The 18,879-nt window shown below is 51.9% G+C and carries 17 protein-coding genes; 12 read left to right on the top strand and 5 right to left on the bottom strand.

The annotated features are described in order from the left end of the window. Positions 1-59: 59 nt before the first annotated feature. On the top strand, positions 60-635 hold the full coding sequence (locus FBR45_RS20575; protein ID WP_138505802.1) for a PqqD family protein: 576 nt from the start codon (positions 60-62) through the stop codon (positions 633-635). A gap of 207 nt (positions 636-842) precedes the next feature. Here FBR45_RS20575 and FBR45_RS20570 read toward each other — a convergent pair whose 3' ends face one another. Continuing rightward, a complete protein-coding gene (locus FBR45_RS20570; protein WP_138505800.1) occupies positions 843-1,880 on the bottom strand; it encodes a glutamine synthetase beta-grasp domain-containing protein in 1,038 nt (345 codons plus the stop codon). 391 nt (positions 1,881-2,271) lie between these two features. Between FBR45_RS20570 and mtaB the strand changes: the two genes are divergently transcribed. Then, positions 2,272-3,600, top strand: a complete 1,329-nt coding sequence (mtaB, locus tag FBR45_RS20565) for a tRNA (N(6)-L-threonylcarbamoyladenosine(37)-C(2))-methylthiotransferase MtaB (protein ID WP_138505798.1) — start codon at positions 2,272-2,274, stop codon at positions 3,598-3,600. 93 nt (positions 3,601-3,693) lie between these two features. Here mtaB and FBR45_RS20560 read toward each other — a convergent pair whose 3' ends face one another. Beyond that, on the bottom strand, positions 3,694-3,954 hold the full coding sequence (locus FBR45_RS20560; protein WP_138505796.1) for a hypothetical protein: 261 nt from the start codon (positions 3,952-3,954) through the stop codon (positions 3,694-3,696). A gap of 120 nt (positions 3,955-4,074) precedes the next feature. On the opposite strand from FBR45_RS20560, the gene FBR45_RS20555 reads away from it, so the two are divergent. The 5 genes from FBR45_RS20555 to FBR45_RS20535 all read left to right on the top strand — a co-directional run bounded on the left by FBR45_RS20555 (position 4,075) and on the right by FBR45_RS20535 (position 8,763). Further along, positions 4,075-5,175 carry a carboxylate-amine ligase gene (locus FBR45_RS20555; protein WP_077922757.1) on the top strand — a complete coding sequence of 367 codons (1,101 nt, stop codon included), beginning with the start codon at positions 4,075-4,077 and terminating at the stop codon, positions 5,173-5,175. A 111-nt stretch (positions 5,176-5,286) separates the two neighbouring features. After that, positions 5,287-6,111 carry a type 1 glutamine amidotransferase gene (locus FBR45_RS20550; RefSeq protein WP_138505794.1) on the top strand — a complete coding sequence of 275 codons (825 nt, stop codon included), beginning with the start codon at positions 5,287-5,289 and terminating at the stop codon, positions 6,109-6,111. Between the two features lie 70 nt (positions 6,112-6,181). Continuing rightward, a complete protein-coding gene (locus FBR45_RS20545) occupies positions 6,182-7,393 on the top strand; it encodes a hypothetical protein (RefSeq protein ID WP_138505792.1) in 1,212 nt (403 codons plus the stop codon). A gap of 35 nt (positions 7,394-7,428) precedes the next feature. Further along, positions 7,429-8,214: a glucose 1-dehydrogenase gene (locus FBR45_RS20540; RefSeq protein WP_138505790.1), complete on the top strand. Its 786-nt coding sequence runs from the start codon at positions 7,429-7,431 to the stop codon at positions 8,212-8,214. Positions 8,215-8,247: 33 nt separating this feature from the next. Next, on the top strand, positions 8,248-8,763 hold the full coding sequence (locus FBR45_RS20535) for a DinB family protein (protein WP_138505819.1): 516 nt from the start codon (positions 8,248-8,250) through the stop codon (positions 8,761-8,763). On the opposite strand, the gene FBR45_RS20530 is transcribed toward FBR45_RS20535, so the two are convergent. The 3 genes from FBR45_RS20530 to tilS all read right to left on the bottom strand — a co-directional run bounded on the left by FBR45_RS20530 (position 8,760) and on the right by tilS (position 13,440). Continuing rightward, positions 8,760-9,491, bottom strand: a complete 732-nt coding sequence (locus tag FBR45_RS20530) for an SDR family NAD(P)-dependent oxidoreductase (protein ID WP_138505789.1) — start codon at positions 9,489-9,491, stop codon at positions 8,760-8,762. The genes FBR45_RS20535 and FBR45_RS20530 overlap by 4 nt on opposite strands. 142 nt (positions 9,492-9,633) lie before the next feature. Beyond that, positions 9,634-11,925 carry an OmpA family protein gene (locus FBR45_RS20525; protein WP_138505786.1) on the bottom strand — a complete coding sequence of 764 codons (2,292 nt, stop codon included), beginning with the start codon at positions 11,923-11,925 and terminating at the stop codon, positions 9,634-9,636. 156 nt (positions 11,926-12,081) lie between these two features. Next, positions 12,082-13,440 carry a tRNA lysidine(34) synthetase TilS gene (gene tilS, locus FBR45_RS20520; protein ID WP_138505784.1) on the bottom strand — a complete coding sequence of 453 codons (1,359 nt, stop codon included), beginning with the start codon at positions 13,438-13,440 and terminating at the stop codon, positions 12,082-12,084. Positions 13,441-13,482: 42 nt separating this feature from the next. Between tilS and FBR45_RS20515 the strand changes: the two genes are divergently transcribed. The 5 genes from FBR45_RS20515 (at position 13,483) to coaBC (ending at position 18,859) form a co-directional block, all read left to right on the top strand. Next, positions 13,483-15,303, top strand: a complete 1,821-nt coding sequence (locus tag FBR45_RS20515) for an OstA-like protein (RefSeq protein ID WP_138505782.1) — start codon at positions 13,483-13,485, stop codon at positions 15,301-15,303. A 275-nt stretch (positions 15,304-15,578) separates the two neighbouring features. Continuing rightward, positions 15,579-16,055 carry a T9SS type A sorting domain-containing protein gene (locus FBR45_RS20510; RefSeq protein WP_246082324.1) on the top strand — a complete coding sequence of 159 codons (477 nt, stop codon included), beginning with the start codon at positions 15,579-15,581 and terminating at the stop codon, positions 16,053-16,055. Positions 16,056-16,208: 153 nt separating this feature from the next. Beyond that, a complete protein-coding gene (locus FBR45_RS20505) occupies positions 16,209-17,114 on the top strand; it encodes an outer membrane protein assembly factor BamD (protein ID WP_138505779.1) in 906 nt (301 codons plus the stop codon). Positions 17,115-17,204: 90 nt separating this feature from the next. Beyond that, complete coding sequence (locus FBR45_RS20500) at positions 17,205-17,516, top strand: DNA-directed RNA polymerase subunit omega (RefSeq protein ID WP_077922747.1); 312 nt, start codon at positions 17,205-17,207, stop codon at positions 17,514-17,516. Positions 17,517-17,629: 113 nt separating this feature from the next. Next, on the top strand, positions 17,630-18,859 hold the full coding sequence (gene coaBC / locus FBR45_RS20495; protein WP_138505777.1) for a bifunctional phosphopantothenoylcysteine decarboxylase/phosphopantothenate--cysteine ligase CoaBC: 1,230 nt from the start codon (positions 17,630-17,632) through the stop codon (positions 18,857-18,859). Positions 18,860-18,879 lie beyond the last annotated feature (20 nt).

The raw sequence follows: 18,879 nt of genomic DNA, 5'->3' as shown, positions 1-18,879 counted from the left end.
TATAGAGATTTGGTATAACCGGCAACGCAGGCATTCGGCGCTAGGCTATCTTTCCCCTTTTGACTATTACAGTGGGCAGTGCCAACAAGTTGCTTAAAAGTTTGTCCAGTGTTTTGTTGCAAGTCCAAACCAACCAAGATGAATACATAATAACTGGTTCTATTCAATCAAGAGATGGAGACGTAACTGGATTCCACTCATCATATCCAGGAAGTACAGACTATTGGGTAACTAAGTTAAATTCTTCAGGCGCGCTTATCTGGCAAAAAGCGTTGGGGGGAAGAGAAAGAGAAGATGCTGTTGCCATATTTTCCACAGCCGATGGAGGATGTATCGTAGCAGGGTCAGCAGAATCCTCAACAGGTGATGTCACTATCAACCTTGGATATACAGACGCATGGATCGTACGCCTGAATGGACCAAATAGTACGAGTTGTACTACTATATCGAACGGTTCATGGAATTCTACTTCGACATGGTCATGCGGTCACATACCAATTAGTACTGACATAGTTTATCTAAAGCATACGGTTGTTATTCCAGATAATTATGCTGCCAAAGCACGTAAACTTATTTATGAGTTGCCTGGTGCCTTAAAATTGTCGAACGGAGCTCGCTTACAATTGAGCCAGTGAAGTAGGTTAAAGTTGACAATTTTCTTATCATCAAGCTTTGTTATATTGTATAAGATTGGCCACTTAATATTGCAAATATTGATATGCTTGAACTTGAACTTCCCAATCAACCTTCTGGGCGGTCCAAAAACCGTTTTTTTACCCAGACTAATACCAAGAAGCCCGGTCGCGTGAGCGACCGGGCTTCTTGGTATTAGTCTGGGCGGCTTAAGCCGTTTCCAGAACGTCGGCCGCCTTAACGGTTTTGATGATCACAGCCGCCACTTTGTACGGATCAGCAGCCGAGTTGGGCCGGCGATCTTCGAGCCAGCCTTTCCAGCCGCGCTCTACCGTAGCGATAGGGATACGGATCGAGGCCCCCCGGTCAGACACCCCGAACGAGAACTGATCGATCGACTGGGTTTCGTGCTTACCGGTCAGGCGCAGGTGGTTGTCGGCGCCGTATACATCGATACAGGCTTTGATGATCTCGGGCGTACGACCAAATCCGCTACAGATTTTGTCGTATACTTCTTTGCTGCCCGCCGTACGAAGTGTCGTGTTCGAGAAGTTGGCGTGCATACCCGATCCGTTCCAGTCGGTGTCGCCCAGCGGCTTACAGTGCCAGTTGATCGATACGTTATATTTTTCGCCGATACGCTCCAGGAGGTAACGGGCTACCCAAATCTGATCACCAGCGTCTTTGGCACCTTTGGCAAAAATCTGGAACTCCCACTGCCCCGTTGCTACTTCGGCGTTGATACCTTCTACGTTCAGACCAGCTTCCAGACAGGCGTCGAGGTGTTCTTCAACGATGCTACGACCGTAGGCGTTTTGTGCGCCTACCGAACAGTAATAAGGGCCCTGGGGCCGTTTGGGGAAACCCTCGGCCGGGAAACCCAGCGGTTTATCGATGGCCATATCCCACAGGAAGTACTCTTGTTCGAAGCCGAACCAGAAATCGTTATCGTCGTCTTCGATTGTGGCGCGACCGTTGGTTACGTGCGGGGTTCCGTCGGCATTCAGTACTTCGCACATCACCAGATAACCATTCTTACGTTGTGGGTCAGGGCAGATGAATACCGGTTTCAGCAGACAGTCTGAAGAACCGCCTTCGGCCTGCTCGGTCGAAGAACCGTCAAACGACCACATCGGGCAATCTTCAAGTTTGCCGGAGAAATCGCCTTCGATTTTTGTTTTGGAACGCAGACTTTGGGTGGGCTTATAGCCATCGAGCCAAATGTACTCTAACTTCGACTTTGCCATGATTGTACAGGTGGAATGAATTGTTTGGGTTTTGTTACGATACGTTTAGCAAATATAAGTGCCCTTCACCATAAATTATAAAAGCCCATGGAAGCAAAAGCCATATTTTCAACTGTTTTTGTGGAAATATTATAATTTTAATTCGTTCAGTGCAGTAAACTGCCATATTTTTCATTAAAAATCTTTGCCTGCTAGTAAAACCTCTTTCTACCGTTTCGACAACTTTTCAGCGCAGACGACTCCGTTTTTTGACCCTGTTTGCTGCATCACGGTACTCTATACAGGTATGAATATCCGATCGAACAACCTGCCATTTTCAGCCATTCATTAGTGGCTGACGCGGAACCCGTCCGGTCGTTTTTTTGTACTTTTGCAGGATATACCACTGACCGTGAAAAAAGTAGCTTTCTATACGCTTGGCTGCAAGCTGAACTTCTCAGAAACGTCGACCCTGGCCCGGATGATGGAGCAACAGGGGTACGAGCGGGTTGAGTTTAATCAGCAGCCCGACATTTTTATTGTCAATACCTGCTCCGTTACGGATAACGCCGACAAGAAGTGCCGGAAGATTGTTCGCGAGGCTCAGAAAATCAACCCCGATGGCTACATCGCTATTCTGGGTTGTTACGCTCAACTGAAACCACAGGAAATCGCTGCCATTCCGGGTGTCGATGCGGTACTGGGCGCAGCCGAGAAATTCCGGTTACACGAGCTGATGCCAACATTCGTGAAAGTACCGGATGGGCAGTCGGCGCAGATCTTCAACTCCCCGATCGAACACGCCATTGATTACCACGCCAGCTATTCACTCAACGATCGAACCCGTACGTTTCTGAAGGTGCAGGATGGCTGCGATTACCCTTGTTCGTACTGTACGATTCCACTGGCGCGGGGCAAGAGTCGGTCCGATACGATTGCCAATGTTGTGGCATCGGCCCGCGATATTGCCGCACGGGGGGTTAAAGAAATCGTTTTGACAGGGGTAAACATTGGTGATTTCGGCCTGTCTGGCGGGAACGACCGGCAGGAAACCTTCCTGGACCTGATCCGGGCGCTGGATGAGGTGGACGGTATCGAGCGATTCCGCATTTCGAGTATCGAACCCAACCTGCTGACCGACGACATCATCGCGTTTGTGGCCTCTTCGAAGCGATTTGTGCCGCATTTCCACGTGCCGCTACAGTCGGGCAGCAACCGGGTACTGGGCCTGATGCGCCGACGCTACAAACGCGACCTGTACGCCGACCGCGTGGCGCGCATTAAACAGTTAATGCCTCATGCCTGTATTGGCGTCGACGTTATTGTAGGGCATCCCGGCGAAACGGAAGAGCTGTTTCTGGAAACCTATCAGTTCCTAACCGAACTGCCGGTTTCCTATCTGCACGTATTTACCTACTCTGAGCGGCCCAACACTACCGCGTTGAGCATCAAACCGGTGGTTCCCGGCAACGTTCGGGCTGATCGAAGCCGGATGCTACACATCCTCTCCGAAAAAATGCGCCGGGCCTTCTACGAGTCACAGCTGGGTCGCGAAGCAACGGTCCTGTTCGAAGAAGATGTGGAAGATGGATTTATGCAGGGCTTCACCGAGAACTACGTTCGGGTAGTGGCCCGGTACGACCCGCTCCGGATAAACGAAACACTGCCCGTGCGACTCACGACCATCAACCCCAACGGGCTGGTAGAAGTAGAAGAAACTGTTGTACTGGAACACCACTAATCGGCGAAGACCGTATATAAAAAGAGGACCGGCATGATTACCGGTCCTCTTTTTATATAGGTATGTTTGAGTAGCTGGTTCCGTCGGGTCTCGCTACTGAGCTGCGGACCGCTGGTCAAGTTCGTTCAGCACATCGGCCATAGTTCTGAAGCGGTTGGCGTCGCCAATGAAGCTTAACCCCGACATAATCAGGGCAAAACCACCGGTGCTGACCCAGAACCACGGATCTTCGCCTACCTCTTTCATCTTTGACCCATGTAATAGCACCGCCAGGCCGGTGCCCAGCAGCATGGCCCCGCTTCCGCCGTAGAGCCAGTATTTAGTGATCAGTTTTTTTTCTCGCTCCGTTTTCATAATCCATTTCTATTTACCATAAAAACACAGCCGGTATGATTCGGTTTTGAAAAACTATTATCTTACCTCTTCGTTTCCAGTCTTACATGATAATCTGATCCTTTCAAACCCAACGCACAAATGCCTGAATTTACCCTTGGAATCGAAGAAGAATTTCAGACGATAGACCCAGAAACCCGCGAGCTCCGGTCACACATGTCCAAGCTGGTAGAGGGTGGCAAAATCATACTTCAGGAGCGCGTAAAAGCAGAGATGCACCAGGCCGTGGTAGAGGTAGGCACCAACATCTGCCACAACATCCACGAGGCCCGGCAGGAAGTGACGTATCTGCGTCAGGAGATTATTGAACTGGCCGAGAAACAGAACCTCAAGGTAGCAGCAGCTGGCACCCACCCATTTTCGGACTGGCAAAGTCAGCTCATCACCCCGAACGAACGTTACGACCGGCTCATTGAAGAAATGCGCGACGTGGCCCGCTCCAACCTGATTTTTGGCCTTCACGTCCACGTAGGCATTCAAAGCCGGAACGAGGGAATTCAGATCATGAACGCCGTGCGGTACTTTCTGCCTCATATCTACGCCCTGTCGACCAGCTCCCCGTTCTGGCGCGGCCGTAATACCGGCTTCAAATCGTACCGTTCTAAAGTATTTGATAAGTTTCCGCGCACGGGCATCCCGGACTTTTTTGCATCGGCCGCCGAGTACGACGAGTATATCAATTTGCTGGTCAAAACGGGCTGTATCGACAACGGTAAAAAAATCTGGTGGGACATCCGGCTTCATCCCTTTTTCGACACCATCGAGTTCCGGATCTGCGACGTGCCGATGCGGGTCGATGAAACCATATGCCTGGCGGCTATCATGCAGGCGCTGGTTGCCAAAATTCATAAGCTGATGGGTCAGAACCTGAATTTCCGACCCTACCGGCGCATTCTGATCAACGAAAACAAATGGCGCGCAGCCCGGTATGGCATCGAAGGAAAGCTGATTGATTTCGGTAAACAGGAAGAAGTACCTACCCATCAGCTGATCCACGAACTGCTCGCTTTTATTGACGACGTGGTCGATGAACTGGGGAGCCGGGCCGAATGCGAATACGTGCTCAAAATTCTGGAGATGGGTACGGGAGCCGACCGCCAACTGGCTGTTTTCCAGGAAACCGGCGATCTCAAACAGGTGGTCGATTACATTGTCTCGGAAACTTCTTACGGAATCAGGTAGTTGATATTGAATGTATAAAGCTCCCGGCTACGGACTGATGACATACTGACACCCGTTTTTTCAGCCACATTCAGGAGCGATTATTCAGTCTTCATTTTTAGCGTTTATCCGATGAAAATTGCCGTTCTGGACATGAATAACAACCATCCTAATGAGGGGATGCGTTGTATTTTACACGCGATCCGTACCGTGCAGGGAAACGATCATACTGAACTGGCCTTCGATATCTTTAACGTTCGGGGCAACAACGAAATACCGGGTCTGGACTATGACCTGTACATCTCGTCTGGCGGTCCGGGTAGCCCACTGCCGTCTGAAGAAGCCTGGGAGCAGCCCTATTTCCAGCTGATTGATCAGCTTTTTGCCTGGAACCGGCAGAACGAGCGCAAAAAGCATGTGTTTCTGATTTGTCATTCGTTTCAGCTCGTGACAAGACATCTGAATCTGGGCGAACTAAGCCGCCGTAAATCGACATCGTTTGGAATTTTCCCGATTCATAAAACCGACGAAGGCACCAGCGATCCCGTTTTTGCCGGGTTACCCGAGCCTTTTTACGCCGTTGACTCGCGCGATTACCAGGTTCTGAAACCCGATCTGGAGCGTATCGAAGATATGGGTGCCAGTATTCTCTGTCTGGAAAAAATCAGACCCCACGTAAAACTTCCCCGGGCATTGATGGGCATCCGGTTCTCACCCGAAATTGTAGGCACCCAATTTCACCCCGAAGCCGACGACGAGGGGATGCTCCGGTATTTCCTGTCTGACGAAAAGCGAAAGCAAATCGTAGCCAATTTCGGCCAGGCGAAGTACGATGAAATGATGACTTACCTACAGGACCCGAACAAGATTGCTCTGACCGAATCGGTCATTCTGCCGGGATTCATCCGTCAGGCCGTTCGGTCGCAGGCAGCGACTCAGGAACTGGTTATCAACTAGCTGAACCAAGGCCAAAACAAGCCAGCTGGCTTGTTTTGGCTATTCTATTTTGTCATGAATTGACATACCAATGATTCACTCCGCCCGTATAGCCTTCAACCAAGCCTTCAGCCCGGAAAAATACCGGGCTTTCTTAGCTCAAATCGAATCGGATTTTTCTGGTCAGCTGGACTTCCGTGTGGCCGAAACTCCCATTTTTGTTCCCCAAGTGCTGACCGAAAAGCTCCTTAGGGCCTGTGACGATATCGTCGATGGCATTACCCAGCCCAACTTCCGCGAACAGACCGAAGGAGCGATTCCAGACGAAGCGCGGGTTCCCCACGAACCCCTCGACGGTCCGGACGCACATACCCAGTTTCTGGCGGTCGACTTTGCGGTTTGCCGTGACGAGCAGGGTGAACTAACTCCCCAGCTAATCGAACTCCAGGGATTTCCGTCGCTGTATGCCTTTCAGCCCTATCTGGCCAGCCAGTTTCGCGCCCATTATCCTATCCCCAACGAACTCTCGCACCTGTTTTCAGTTGACACAAACGACGAATACACGCAGGCGCTCCGGCAGTTGATCGTGGGCGACTGCAAGCCGGAGGAGGTGATTCTGCTCGAAATATTCCCGGAAAAACAGAAGACACGCATCGATTTTGCGCTCACGGAAGAAGCGATTGGGGTAAAAGCCGTATGTCTGACCAAAATCCGCAAGGAGGGGCGGCAGCTCCTCTACGAGCGTGATGGTCGGATGGTTCCAATACGGCGCATCTATAACCGACTGATTTTCGACGATCTGCGTAATTTCCCGGACCTTCAAACGGAGTTCAGCCTCACTGACGACGTCGATGTTGAGTGGGTTGGCCATCCCAACTGGTTCTTCCGGATCAGCAAGTACACCCTGCCCCTGCTCAAGAGCCCTTTTATTCCGGCCAGCTATTACCTGTCAGACTTAGACGCGTATCCGGCAGACCTGGAGAATTATGTACTGAAACCGCTGTTCTCCTTTGCGGGTAGTGGCGTCAAGATCAACGTAACCCCCAACGATCTGGCGTCTATCCCGGCCGAACAGCGCGCTGGCTACCTGCTACAGCACAAGGTAACCTACGACCCCGTTATCCAATCGCCCGATGGGCTGGTGAAATGCGAAATACGGATGCTCTTTATCTGGCCCAGGGGCGACGCACGTCCTACCCTGCTCACGAACCTGGCCCGCCTGAGCCGGGGTGAGATGATCGGGGTCAATTTTAACAAAAACAAAGACTGGGTCGGCGGTACAGTCTGTTTCTTCGAAAAATAGGGCACGCCCCACCCAACCCTTCACCTCAGGTACCCATGCAAACCCAACCTCATTTCACTGAAAAAGCCATCTTCGACCTGACCGGAAAAGTAGCCATCATCACTGGAGCCAGCAAAGGAATCGGCGAAGACATAGCCCGTTTATACGCCAGATTTGGCGCTAACGTCATCGTCAGCAGTCGGAAGCAGGATGCCTGTGACGCCCTCGCCGAAGACATCAGAGCCCAGGGGGGCGAAGCCACCGGTGTAGCGGCCCATGTGGGCGACATGAGTCAGCTGGGGCAGCTGGTAGAAAAGACCATAGCTACCTACGGCGGCATAGACATACTGGTCAACAACGCAGCCTCGAACCCCGTCTTCGGCCCGTCGCTCGACTGCGACGGAGCCGCCTTTGACAAGATTATGCAGGCTAACGTTAAAGCCCCCTTCGAGTTGAGTAAACTGTGTTACCCGAGCATGAAAGCCCGGGGCGGGGGCAGTATCATTATGATGAGCAGCATTGCCGGACACACACCTGATCCGGGTCTGGGTATGTACAGCGTCAGCAAAGCCAGCCTAAATATGCTGACCAAGGTGCTGGCCAAAGAATGGGGGCCGGATGGGATTCGGGTGAATGCCATTTGTCCGGGCCTGATCAAGACCAAATTCAGCCAGGCGCTCTGGCAGGACGAGAAGATTCTGGATCACTTTACCAAACGGTTACCCATTGCCCGCATGGGAACAACGGACGAAATCAGCCCCTTAGCCTTATTTCTGGCCGCTGATGCTTCTTCTTATAGCACCGGTAGTCTGTTCTATGCCGATGGTGGCACCGTCATCTGAGTCAAGTCATCCGGCCTCTACGTTATGAAAACCATGATTCCTCTCAACCACCTTGAAGTCTGGCTTCGCGGGCCTCTACCCGATATGCCAGCCCTGTTGCAGCCCGTTGCTCATGCCCTGCTGCAGGCTCGTGAAGAAGTCAACTCACTTATGGACGGCTTCCCGGATGCGCTCCTGCGCGAGCAGCCCGGAAACGTCGCTTCGGTAGGCTTTCATCTGCAGCACCTGTCGGGCGTTCTCGACCGCATGTTTACGTACGCACGGGGTGAGCAGCTCTCATCGAGCCAGCTGAATGATTTGTCGATGGAGAGCACACCAACCGGATCATTTCTGACGACCGCCGATCTGGTCCGTCGGTTTAATCAGCAGGTTGACGAAGCGCTGCTGCAACTCAGGCGAACCGATCAGAGCACCCTGACCGAAGTACGGGGCGTTGGCCGGGCGCAGCTTCCGTCTACCCTCATCGGACTGTACGTACACGCGGCCGAGCATACCATGAGGCATGTCGGCCAGCTTTCTGTTACCGCGCGCATTGTGCGCTGGTCTTAAAGTTTTTTGAGAGTACCTCCGTCTACGACCAGTGTCGTGCCATGAATAAACCGGGCTTCGTCGGAGGCCAGATAGCATACCGCCGATGCGATATCTTCTGGCTGGCCCACGTTGGCCCGGTCTACTTTCTCCTGGCCATTTTTTACGTTTGGATTATCCCAGAGCATGGGCGTATCAACGGCTCCGGGCGCTATGCAATTTATCCGCACCTTGGTGCGGTCGTATTCCTGGGATATGCCTTGGGTGAAAGCCTCCATTCCCCCTTTGCTGGTGGCATAAGGAATAACGTTGGGTGTGGTCTCGTGGGCATGTACCGAACTGATATTGACAATTGCCCCTCCCTGCATGTGCGGAATGCAATACTTACAAAACAGGAATACCGAACGCAGGTTGGTATTCATCACCTTATCCCAGTCTTCCAGCGACAGATCTACGATGGGCGTAAACGTCATCATGGCGGCATTGTTGACCAGCACGTCTACCCGCCCCCAGGTCGAAACAGCCTGCTGAACCGCCGACTCAACCGCCTTCGGATCGGATACATCGGCCGCAATGAATCGCGCTTCGCCCCCTTTGCCTGCAATGGTATCGATAACTTGCTGGCCATCCTCTTCGTCGCGCCCGATCACCAGCACTTTTCCACCTTCTTCGCCCATCCGTTCGGCCGTGGCCCGGCCAATACCCGAGGTTGCCCCGGTAACAATACACACTTTATCCCTGAATCGCATGCTGTTGAGTTTACCAGACCTAACCGCTCAGGCGAAAGAAGTGTTTACCAAGCTACCAATAGCGACGGGGTCCGCAAGCCCATCAGCCGGTTCGGCTGATGGGCTTGCGGACCCCGTTTACAGATCATCTCCGATTACTGCGTTACTGCACGGCCAGTACTTTGAACTCAGTTCGGCGGTTTTGCTGGTGTTCGCTCTCTGTACAGTTTACACCATCGACGCAGCCGTTCAAAATTTCAGCTTCGCCATAGCCGCGGGCCATTAACCGGCTGGCGGCTATACCCCGCGCAACCAGATAGTCCATGGCCGCCCGCGCCCGGTTCTCTGACAACCGAATGTTGTAGGTATCGGTAGCCCGGGCGTCGGTATGTGACCGCAGCTCGATCTGCATCTGCGGATACTCTTTCAGAATGGCCAGTACGTGATCCAGCTCGCGAGCCGCATCAGGACGGATGAAGAACTTGTTGAGGTCGTAGTAGATGTTTTTCAGCTGGAACACATCGCCAACCCCGTACAGGCCAAGCGAATCGGTGATGACTTTCGCGTTGCGTTTCGCTTTCGTCGTATACTGCGTTTTCTTGGTAGCGTAGCGTTCTTTCTGGGCCGTAATCGTATACGGGGCATTAGGCTTAGTGTTAAACTCGTATCCGCCGTCAGGACCGGTAATGACCGTTTGCTCCGACTTATCCTTGTCGTTACGCAGCGTTACTTTCACCCCGGGAGCTGGCTGCTGGTTCACCTCGGTCTTTACAACCCCTTTCACAATCGTGTTCTCAGAGCGTTCGAGATAGATCTTGATCTCCATCACAGCTCGGGGCGACTGAGTCATTGTCGAATACCGGGCACTGTTCATGGCGAACCCTTCTTTGATAGCCTTAAACTCGTACTCGGTGTTCGTATCGATGCATAGATCCGTGCGGCCTTCTATGTTGGTAATCCGCAAATCCTGGTTAACGCCATTGCGCAGGATACGGACATCCGCATTTTCGAGCGGGGATCCCGTTTTAGCATCGAAGACCAGGATGTTCAGCTGTTTACACGTACGGCGGAACGCATAGATATCGTCATCGCTAACGCCTTTTTTACGGTTGCTGCTGAAATAGCCACTAGTCCGGGTCCGGTCTGTTATGAACCCAAAATCATCTTTTTCCGAGTTGATCGGTGCACCGGCGTTCTGAACCCCTTTGTACGCCACACCATCGCGCAGTTCAGCATAGAATACATCAAGTCCGCCCAATCCTTCATGGCCGTCCGATGAGAAGTAAAGGTTTCCGCCTTCGTCGGCAAACGGAAACATCTCGTTCCCTTCCGTATTAATCTCCTTGCCCATATTGACCGGGGTACCCCACTCGCCACTACTAGGATTGAATTCAACAACGTAGATGTCAGTACCTCCAAATCCACCAGGCATGTCAGAAGCGAAATACAGTTTTGTATTGTCTGGCGAGAACGCCGGATGGCCCACAGAATACTCATTACTATTAAACGGCAACTCCTTGATATCAACCCACTTACCGCCCTTATTCACGGAAGAATACAATTTCAGTTTCTTCACCCCGTCCGAGCTTTTTCCGGATTTTCCTTTACTGGTGTTGTTCCGGGTAAACACGATAAAGTTCTGATCTTTGGTGAATGTCATCGGTCCCTCGTGGTACTTGGTGTTCAGGGTCTTGCTGAATATTTCGGCTTTAGTCAGCTTCTGCGGCTCTTCTATCACCTCGGTAGTTGCTGCTTTGCTGTCTCCACCTCCGCCCAGTACGGCAGCCCCCGTTGTTCGGGTTACCACCGAGCCCGGTACGCGCAGCTGGTTGGTATCAGGATGAAAATACAGATCCAGGAAAGGTGTCTGGTTCCAGCTGAACACCCGTTTCACCGCCCCCGACTCGTCACGCGCCGACACGAAAACGAGTCCGTTCTTGTAATACATCGGACTGAAGTCGGCTTGTCTGGAGTTGATTGGCAAGTCATACAAACGATACGACGACGAATCCTGGTAGAATCGACCCATATCCATGTAAGACACCGTAAATCGACGACCACGCAGGTCCTGGGCCTGTTTTTCGCCATACTGGCTGTACATCTTCTGCGAATCGCGGTATTTTCCGTTGGCCGCCAGAGCCTGTGCGTAATACAGGTACACTTCACTATCGAGGTCGGTATATTCCTTTACCAGATCGCCGTATACGCGTTCGGCATTACGCATATCCTGTAGCTTCCGGTAACTGTAGCCTAGCTTAGTCATAGCCTCGCGGGTTTCGGCAGGCTCTTTCTTCTTATCGACCCGTAAAAACTCCTCATAGGCCCGTACTGCGCTGACGTAACTATAGTTATCGAACTGCTTGTTTGCTGCCCGCAACCGTGCGCTTTGCGCCTGACTGTTCAGGCTCCAGAAGGCCAGTCCTGCAAACAGCAAAACCCGTATAAATCGGTTCATGAGTATATTTTCGTTAATTAAGATGGGCTTTTGACTGATACTATCAAAATAAATGCCAGAATTTTCAAACGGTATAAAGAGCGGTGGTTGGTAGTGCAACAAACTCGTAACGAACCTTGAAAGTACAATTTTTAGAACGACCATTCCGGGTAATCGTCACTTCTGGCGCCAATTAAATTGTGCAATCCGCCGGGTCTGTTCCGTTATCCGGAATTGGTGACTGATCCGGTGCCCAACCACCCAGGCTATTTCGGAATCTAACACCAGCACAGCGATGCGTTCCCGCTCCAAACGGGGCAGTTTGTTACTGTTCAGTATGTCGCTGACTAGTTTTGTTCCCATCATCCCTAATGGCTGTATCCGATCTCCGAGGTGCCAGGGACGTATGATTAGCGGAAACCGCAGCTTGTCGGCATCCAGGCAGGCTACTGATGGATCGGCAGGTATCGAAAACCCGTCCGTCCGTTTCATGAGTTCGACTACCAGTTCAAACTGTTCGGCAACCTCTATCGGAGCTTCGGGCCAGTCATGCAGCGTAATCGTGTACTCATCCAGCCGGCTCAGCGGCTCCAGTGACAAACCCGTTTGTCCCGACACCAATCGATCATGAACGACCCGGTGGCTAGCCGACTGGAATACCTGACCCGTGGTTTGATTCAGGCAGGCCAGCATGGCGTTTACCTGATCAGCCCTAAATCCATAGGAGCTGAGCCATTCGCCCAACTGGAAAGCAGGCTCGCGTACGGCAATCAGTTTATGAGCTGGAAGCCAGACTCGGTCAGCCTGCTGCTCAGCAACGGCCTGCCAGCTTTGGGCAAGCTGGTGTTCCAGCAGACGCTCGGCAGCGCGGAGTTTTTCCAGGCTGCGCGGCAAAGTGTCGGTCAGCAAAGCCGGGTTCAGCTCCGTCAGAACCGGCACCACCCGATGTCGGACGCGATTGCGGGCATACTTATCATCGGCATTGGAGCTATCCTCTCGGTACGGTATCGACGCTTCATGGGCGTAGGCAGCGAGTTCATCGCGGGTGGCAAACAGCAACGGCCGGACCACGTCTCCCTGTCGGGGCAAAATCCCGCGCAGCCCCGACAGGCCGGTACCCCTCGTCAGATTCAGCAGAATCGTTTCCAGGACATCGTTCTGATGGTGAGCGGTAGCCACCGCTGTATACCCATGCTGATGAACGAGTTCCGTAAACCAGCTGTAGCGAAGCTCGCGGGCGGCCATCTGGATAGACATACCGCGCCCGGCCGCAACGGTAGCGGTATCGACCCGTGTCAGATGGAACGGAACCCCGTATGCCTGAGCGCTGTTTTCTACAAAAGCAGCATCAGCGTCTGATTCCGCTCCGCGCAAACCAAAATTGACATGAGCCATAGCAAACGGCAGCCCCGACTGATGAAACAGCTGCGCCATCACCATCGAGTCGAGTCCACCGCTCACGGCCAGCAACACGGCATTGGGCGGAGCAATGAGCTTGTTTTCGTTAATAAATTTTAAAAATCGCTCCTTAAACATCCGGCTTCGGCTGGTTGCCGTAGTTTTGTCGTTATGGTAAGTATGCGTACGTATTGTCTCTTACTGCTGGGTATTGTGGTTGGCCTGTTCAGTTCAGTGGATGCACTGGCTCAGGTGGGCCGTCCTCCCGTGCCGGCCGGAGCAACGGATAAGGTCGAGTTATTACCCGGTGCCGACAGCCTGGTTGGGGTAAACGTTCCGGGTCAGGTTGTCCGAAAAATATACAACAACGTTCGCTTTCGGCAGAAAGGCATGCTCATGTACTGCAACCTGGCGATTCAAAACGTAACCACAAACGTTATCGAAGCGTACGGTAACGTTCGGCTCATTCAGGGCGATACCATCAGCGTACGGGGTGATACCATGTTCTACTACGGTAATACCCGGCAGGCGAATCTGCGCGGCCACGTGACCATGCGTGACCGCAAGATGACGCTCACTACGGGTCAGCTCGACTATGATATGATTTCGGGTATTGCTCACTATCCCACGCCCGGCCGGATTGTTGATAAAGAGAACGTACTGACCAGTCGCGAAGGCTATTACGATACCCGCAGCAAACTTTTCACTTTTCGCCAGAACGTTAAGCTTGTCAACCCCAAAGGTACGTTAACGGCCGACTCGCTGCTTTATAATTCGCTCAGTCGACTTGCGACATTTCAGGGACCGACCCGAATTACGAATAAAGACGGTGTTCTGACAGCTAGGGAAGGTCAGTACAATACAACCTCCGGCATCTCCAACTTTCAGCGACGGGCCACTGTCGAAACGCCTAAGTACCGCCTTACGGGTGATTCCCTCTATTATGATAACGTGTCTGAGCTGGGGATTGCCAAGGGGAATGTTATCATGGTAGCCAAAGACCGGAAAGCGATCATAACCGGCGAACATGTCCGCTATAATGGCAAAGCTGGTGTGTCGCGCGTAACAGGCAAGCCAGTAGCCAAAAGCTTGGCCAATGAGGAAACAAAAGACACGCTCTACTTACGGGCCGACACCCTGTTTTCATTCGATGATAAAGTCACCAACACCCGCCGGCTCATAGGGCAGAAAAACGTATTCGTATACAAGTCAGATCTTCAGAGCAAGTGTGACTCACTGGTTTACAACACCGCCGACTCTACCATCTACTTTTACAAAAAGCCCGTTGTCTGGAGCCAGAACAAGTATCAGATGGAGGCCGACTCGATGCGGGCCCTGCTGAAAGATAACCGCATCAGCACCATGTTTATGAAAACGAAATCGTTCGTGGTTTCGCTCGATACACTTCAAAATTTCAACCAGGTAAAAGGACGCACTATTACGGCCTACTTTACAACAAAACCCGTGGTTGATGCCTCGCCGGTAACAACAGCTGGTCAGTCGACGACTGCGCTGGCCACGGCCATTGCTACCCGAACCAGTACCCCCACTGCAACGAAAACCGTAGGGCAGCGCGTAGTAGCGAATAACACACCGCCCGCGTCAGCAACAGCACCCGTACGCGAACAGACCGCTCTGGAACGAGTCATTGTTGAGGGCAATGGGCAGAGTATTTATTACGCTGTGGATGAAAAGAACCGGATGATTGGGCTGAACCACGTTGAATGTAGCCGGATGAACATTGAATTTGCCGACAACAAAGTAGGACGCATTCGATTTTACGGCCAGCCCGATGCTCAGCTGATTCCGCCGAAAGAAATTACCGACGATGCTAAAGAACTGGATGGCTTCCGATGGCGCGATGCCGAAAAGCCGACCAAGGCACAGGTCCTGTGGCTGGAGACTCCACCTGCCGAGCAGCCAGCCACTAGAAAAACAATAAAAACAAAGTCGCCAACTAAACCTTTAGCTAAGAAACTCGTTCAAAGGAGTATTAATTAATGGTTTTAACAATTTTTTAGACAGTACGCCGTTGACTTTGTCTTTTTCCGTGAATACGTTTGTGGTGAGTAGGAGTATACCTGAATTTGAACTTGATGAAACAATTTATACTTGTGGGTGTGTTGTCGGGCTTGCTTTTGGCTACAGTCCCGCTCAGAGCGCAGGTCGCTCAGCGGGATTCGGACGCCCGAAAAGGTAGCCGTCTTGAATTGGGCCGAACGCCGACAACCTCCCGAATAGCCTCAAAACCGGTGTTATCACGGCGCTTTTCGCTCGTGCCTAACCCCGCAACAGTTGGCCTAGATCGGTCCGTACATCTCCAGAAAAACACGCCGATCAACGAGCATTACCGCACCTTGCTGATGAGCAAACCCATGGCTAAGTCGGCGAATGGTCGCTCTTCGGCTTCAGAAACAGGATCGGTTGCTGTTACGGATGCGCGGCCACTGGCAGGGTCTGAAATTAAGGCGGAAGACCGGTTGTTTGCCAACGAGAAAATATCCGTTTCCAACGCTTATCCAAACCCAGCTGATGATGCCGCCGAGATTGATTATCAATTTACGGCGCCGGGCGATGCACGTCTTGTCATGATGAACGTGCTGGGGGCGCCGGTTGGCGAGTACAACCTGGAGCAGGGAGAACGTAAGCTACGCATCGGCACCCGTAATCTACCCACTGGCTATTATCTGTATCAACTATCGGTAGATGGCAGAAAAGTGGCCACCAAACGGCTGCTGGTACGCCATCAATAGTTGATAGGCCATTACCAAGCCGAAAGAAGCCATATTTCTTTAACACAAATTAACGGTCTATCGTCATAACAGACTTGACCGACACGGCACTATCCGGGCTGCATCGTCGTTTAAACGGTGTAGCCTCTGTTTTTTTTGTATCTTTGCCTTCGTATGCAACAAAGTCATTTTGTAAAGGTTCTGCTGGGAACGTGGATTGTGTTTGTGCTGGGTTCGTGTAGTCCATTCTCGAAACTACAGAAGAACGGGACCGATGACGAGAAGTACAAAGGAGCGGTAGAATATTATAAGAAAGAAGACTGGTACCGGGCGGGACTGCTGTTTGAAGAACTTATTCCGGTTCTGAAGGGAAGTACCGAGTCGGAAATGGCTCAGTTCTACTACGCTTATACCCAATATCATCAGCAGCAATATCTGCTCAGCGCTACGCTATTCAAGAAATTCTACGAAACCTTTGCCCGCTCGGAGTACGCCCAGGAAGCGATGTACATGTACGCTTTCTCTCTGTACAAAGATACGCCCCAGTTTAACCTCGACCAGTCGAACACGCTGACAGCTACCTCGGCTCTGCAGGATTTTATCAATGCATATCCTGACAGCAAATACCGCGATGATTGTACCCGCATGATTCTGGAGCTACGGCAAAAGCTGGAACGCAAAGCCTACGAGAAAGCGAAACTGTATTATAAAACCAGCGGTTTCAACATTGCTTCGTACAAGTCGTCGGTCATTGCGATCAACAACTTCCAGAAAGAGTTTCCGGATTCGCAGTACAACGAAGAACTTGCCTTTCTGAAAGTAGACGCGGAGTTCAGCCTGGCTCAGAACAGCCTAGAGACCAAGCAAAAGGAACGTTATCAGGAAGCTATCAATTATTATCAGGAGTTTGTTGATAAATACCCCAAGAGCCGCTTCCTGAAAGAGTCAGAAAAAATGTACGAAACCAGCCAGAAAGAGCTGGAGCGCCTAACGAAGCTGGAACAGGAACGCGAAAAAGAAAAACAGAATACACAGCCCGACGCCAGTCGGCCAGCTAAGGTCACGGCGGCTAATCAATAATTGCTTTTGGGCAACAAAGGCCGTTTGGAAACCAACTCTGAAACAGCCTGCTTGTCAGACCGAAGGCAAAAAATAGTAACACTGAAAATTATGGCAACCAATCAATCTATCATCACCCGCGACAACGACAAGATTGCGGCCCAGACGGGGAACCTGTACGAGTCGGTGTCGATTATCTCGAAGCGCGCCCGGCAGATTTCGTCCAAGAACAAAGAAGAGCTGAGCAACAAATTATCAGAATTCGTTTCGGCCGTCGATAATCTGGAAGAGGTGTTTGAGAATCGTGAGCAGATCGAGATTTCGAAGTTCTACGAGCGTATGCCCAAGCCAACCTCAATCGCTACCGACGAATTTCTGGAGGGTAAAGTATACTGGCGCTACAACGACGAAGAAGCTCAGTAGCCTTCTTCTGGTCTATACAAGTAACCGCACGGCATCTGGACCGTGCGGTTTTTTGGTTTGAACGCACCCCGAACAGCGCCGGTTCTGGCTGTTCAGCTAACGTAATCACGTCTATGGTATTAGTCGGCAAACGAGTTCTTTTAGGTGTTTCGGGCAGTATTTCGGCCTATAAATCGGCGCTTCTCGTTCGCCTGCTGGTCAAGGCCGGAGCCGACGTGCAGGTTGTCATGACCGAGTCGGCCAAAACGTTCATTACACCGCTGACGCTGGCAACTTTATCGAAACGCCCTGTACTTTCGGCCTTCGCCCATACGGAAGACGGGCAGTGGAATAACCATGTGGAGCTTGGCCTCTGGGCCGATGCCGTAGTAATTGCACCCGCTTCGGCTCACACCCTAGCCCGCTGTGCCTTCGGAATTTGCAACGACCTGCTATCGGCGGTGTATCTGTCGGCAAAATGCCCCGTCTTTTTTGCTCCGGCCATGGATCTCGACATGTACCGGCATCCAGCTACAGCCGAGAACCTGCGTCGGCTCGAGTCGTTCGGCAATCACATCATCCGGGCCGAATACGGTGAACTGGCTAGTGGACTGGTGGGCGAAGGTCGTCTGGCCGAACCCGAAGCCATTGTTCAGGTTCTGGAAACGTTCTGGGCCAAAAGTACTACGGCTGTCCTAAGCGGGAAACAGGTGCTGATTACGGCTGGCCCCACGCAGGAGCCTATCGACCCGGTACGGTATATCAGTAACCATTCTACCGGCAAAATGGGGTACGCGATTGCAGCGGCCTTTGCGCAGGCTGGAGCGCTAGTTACCCTGGTTAGCGGCCCTACCAGCCTGCCTCTGCCCCACCCCGCCATTCGGCGCATCAACGTGCGGTCAGCCCAGGAAATGTTCAGCGCCACACAGGCCGCTTTTAGCCAGGCTGACATTACGATTCTTAGTGCCGCCGTGGCCGATTATACACCGGCCCACCCCGCTGATCAGAAGATCAAAAAGAACGAAGCTCAGTTCGCCATTGAACTCGTTAAAACCGTTGACATTGCCGCTTCCCTGGGTCAGCAAAAACGGGCAGGCCAGTTGATGATGGGGTTCGCGCTGGAAACGAATAACGAACGGGAGAACGCGCTCAAGAAACTCCATGCCAAAAACCTCGACTGGATTGTGCTAAATTCACTGCGGGACTTGGGGGCTGGTTTTGGACACGATACCAATAAAATTACCGTTATTGACAGGGACGAACAAGTGCGTGAATTTGCTTTGAAAGCCAAAGAAGACGTGGCGCAGGATTTGTTACAGATCGTACTAGAGAAGCTCGGTTCGCAGCCAGCCCTCACCGTCTGACAGGTTTCCCGTTCAGACTC

Source organism: Spirosoma lacussanchae (assembly GCF_005870035.1).
Lineage (GTDB): Bacteria > Bacteroidota > Bacteroidia > Cytophagales > Spirosomataceae > Spirosoma > Spirosoma lacussanchae.
Note: the sequence above shows the minus strand (reverse complement) of the source record. Positions and strands in the feature narration are given on the sequence as shown.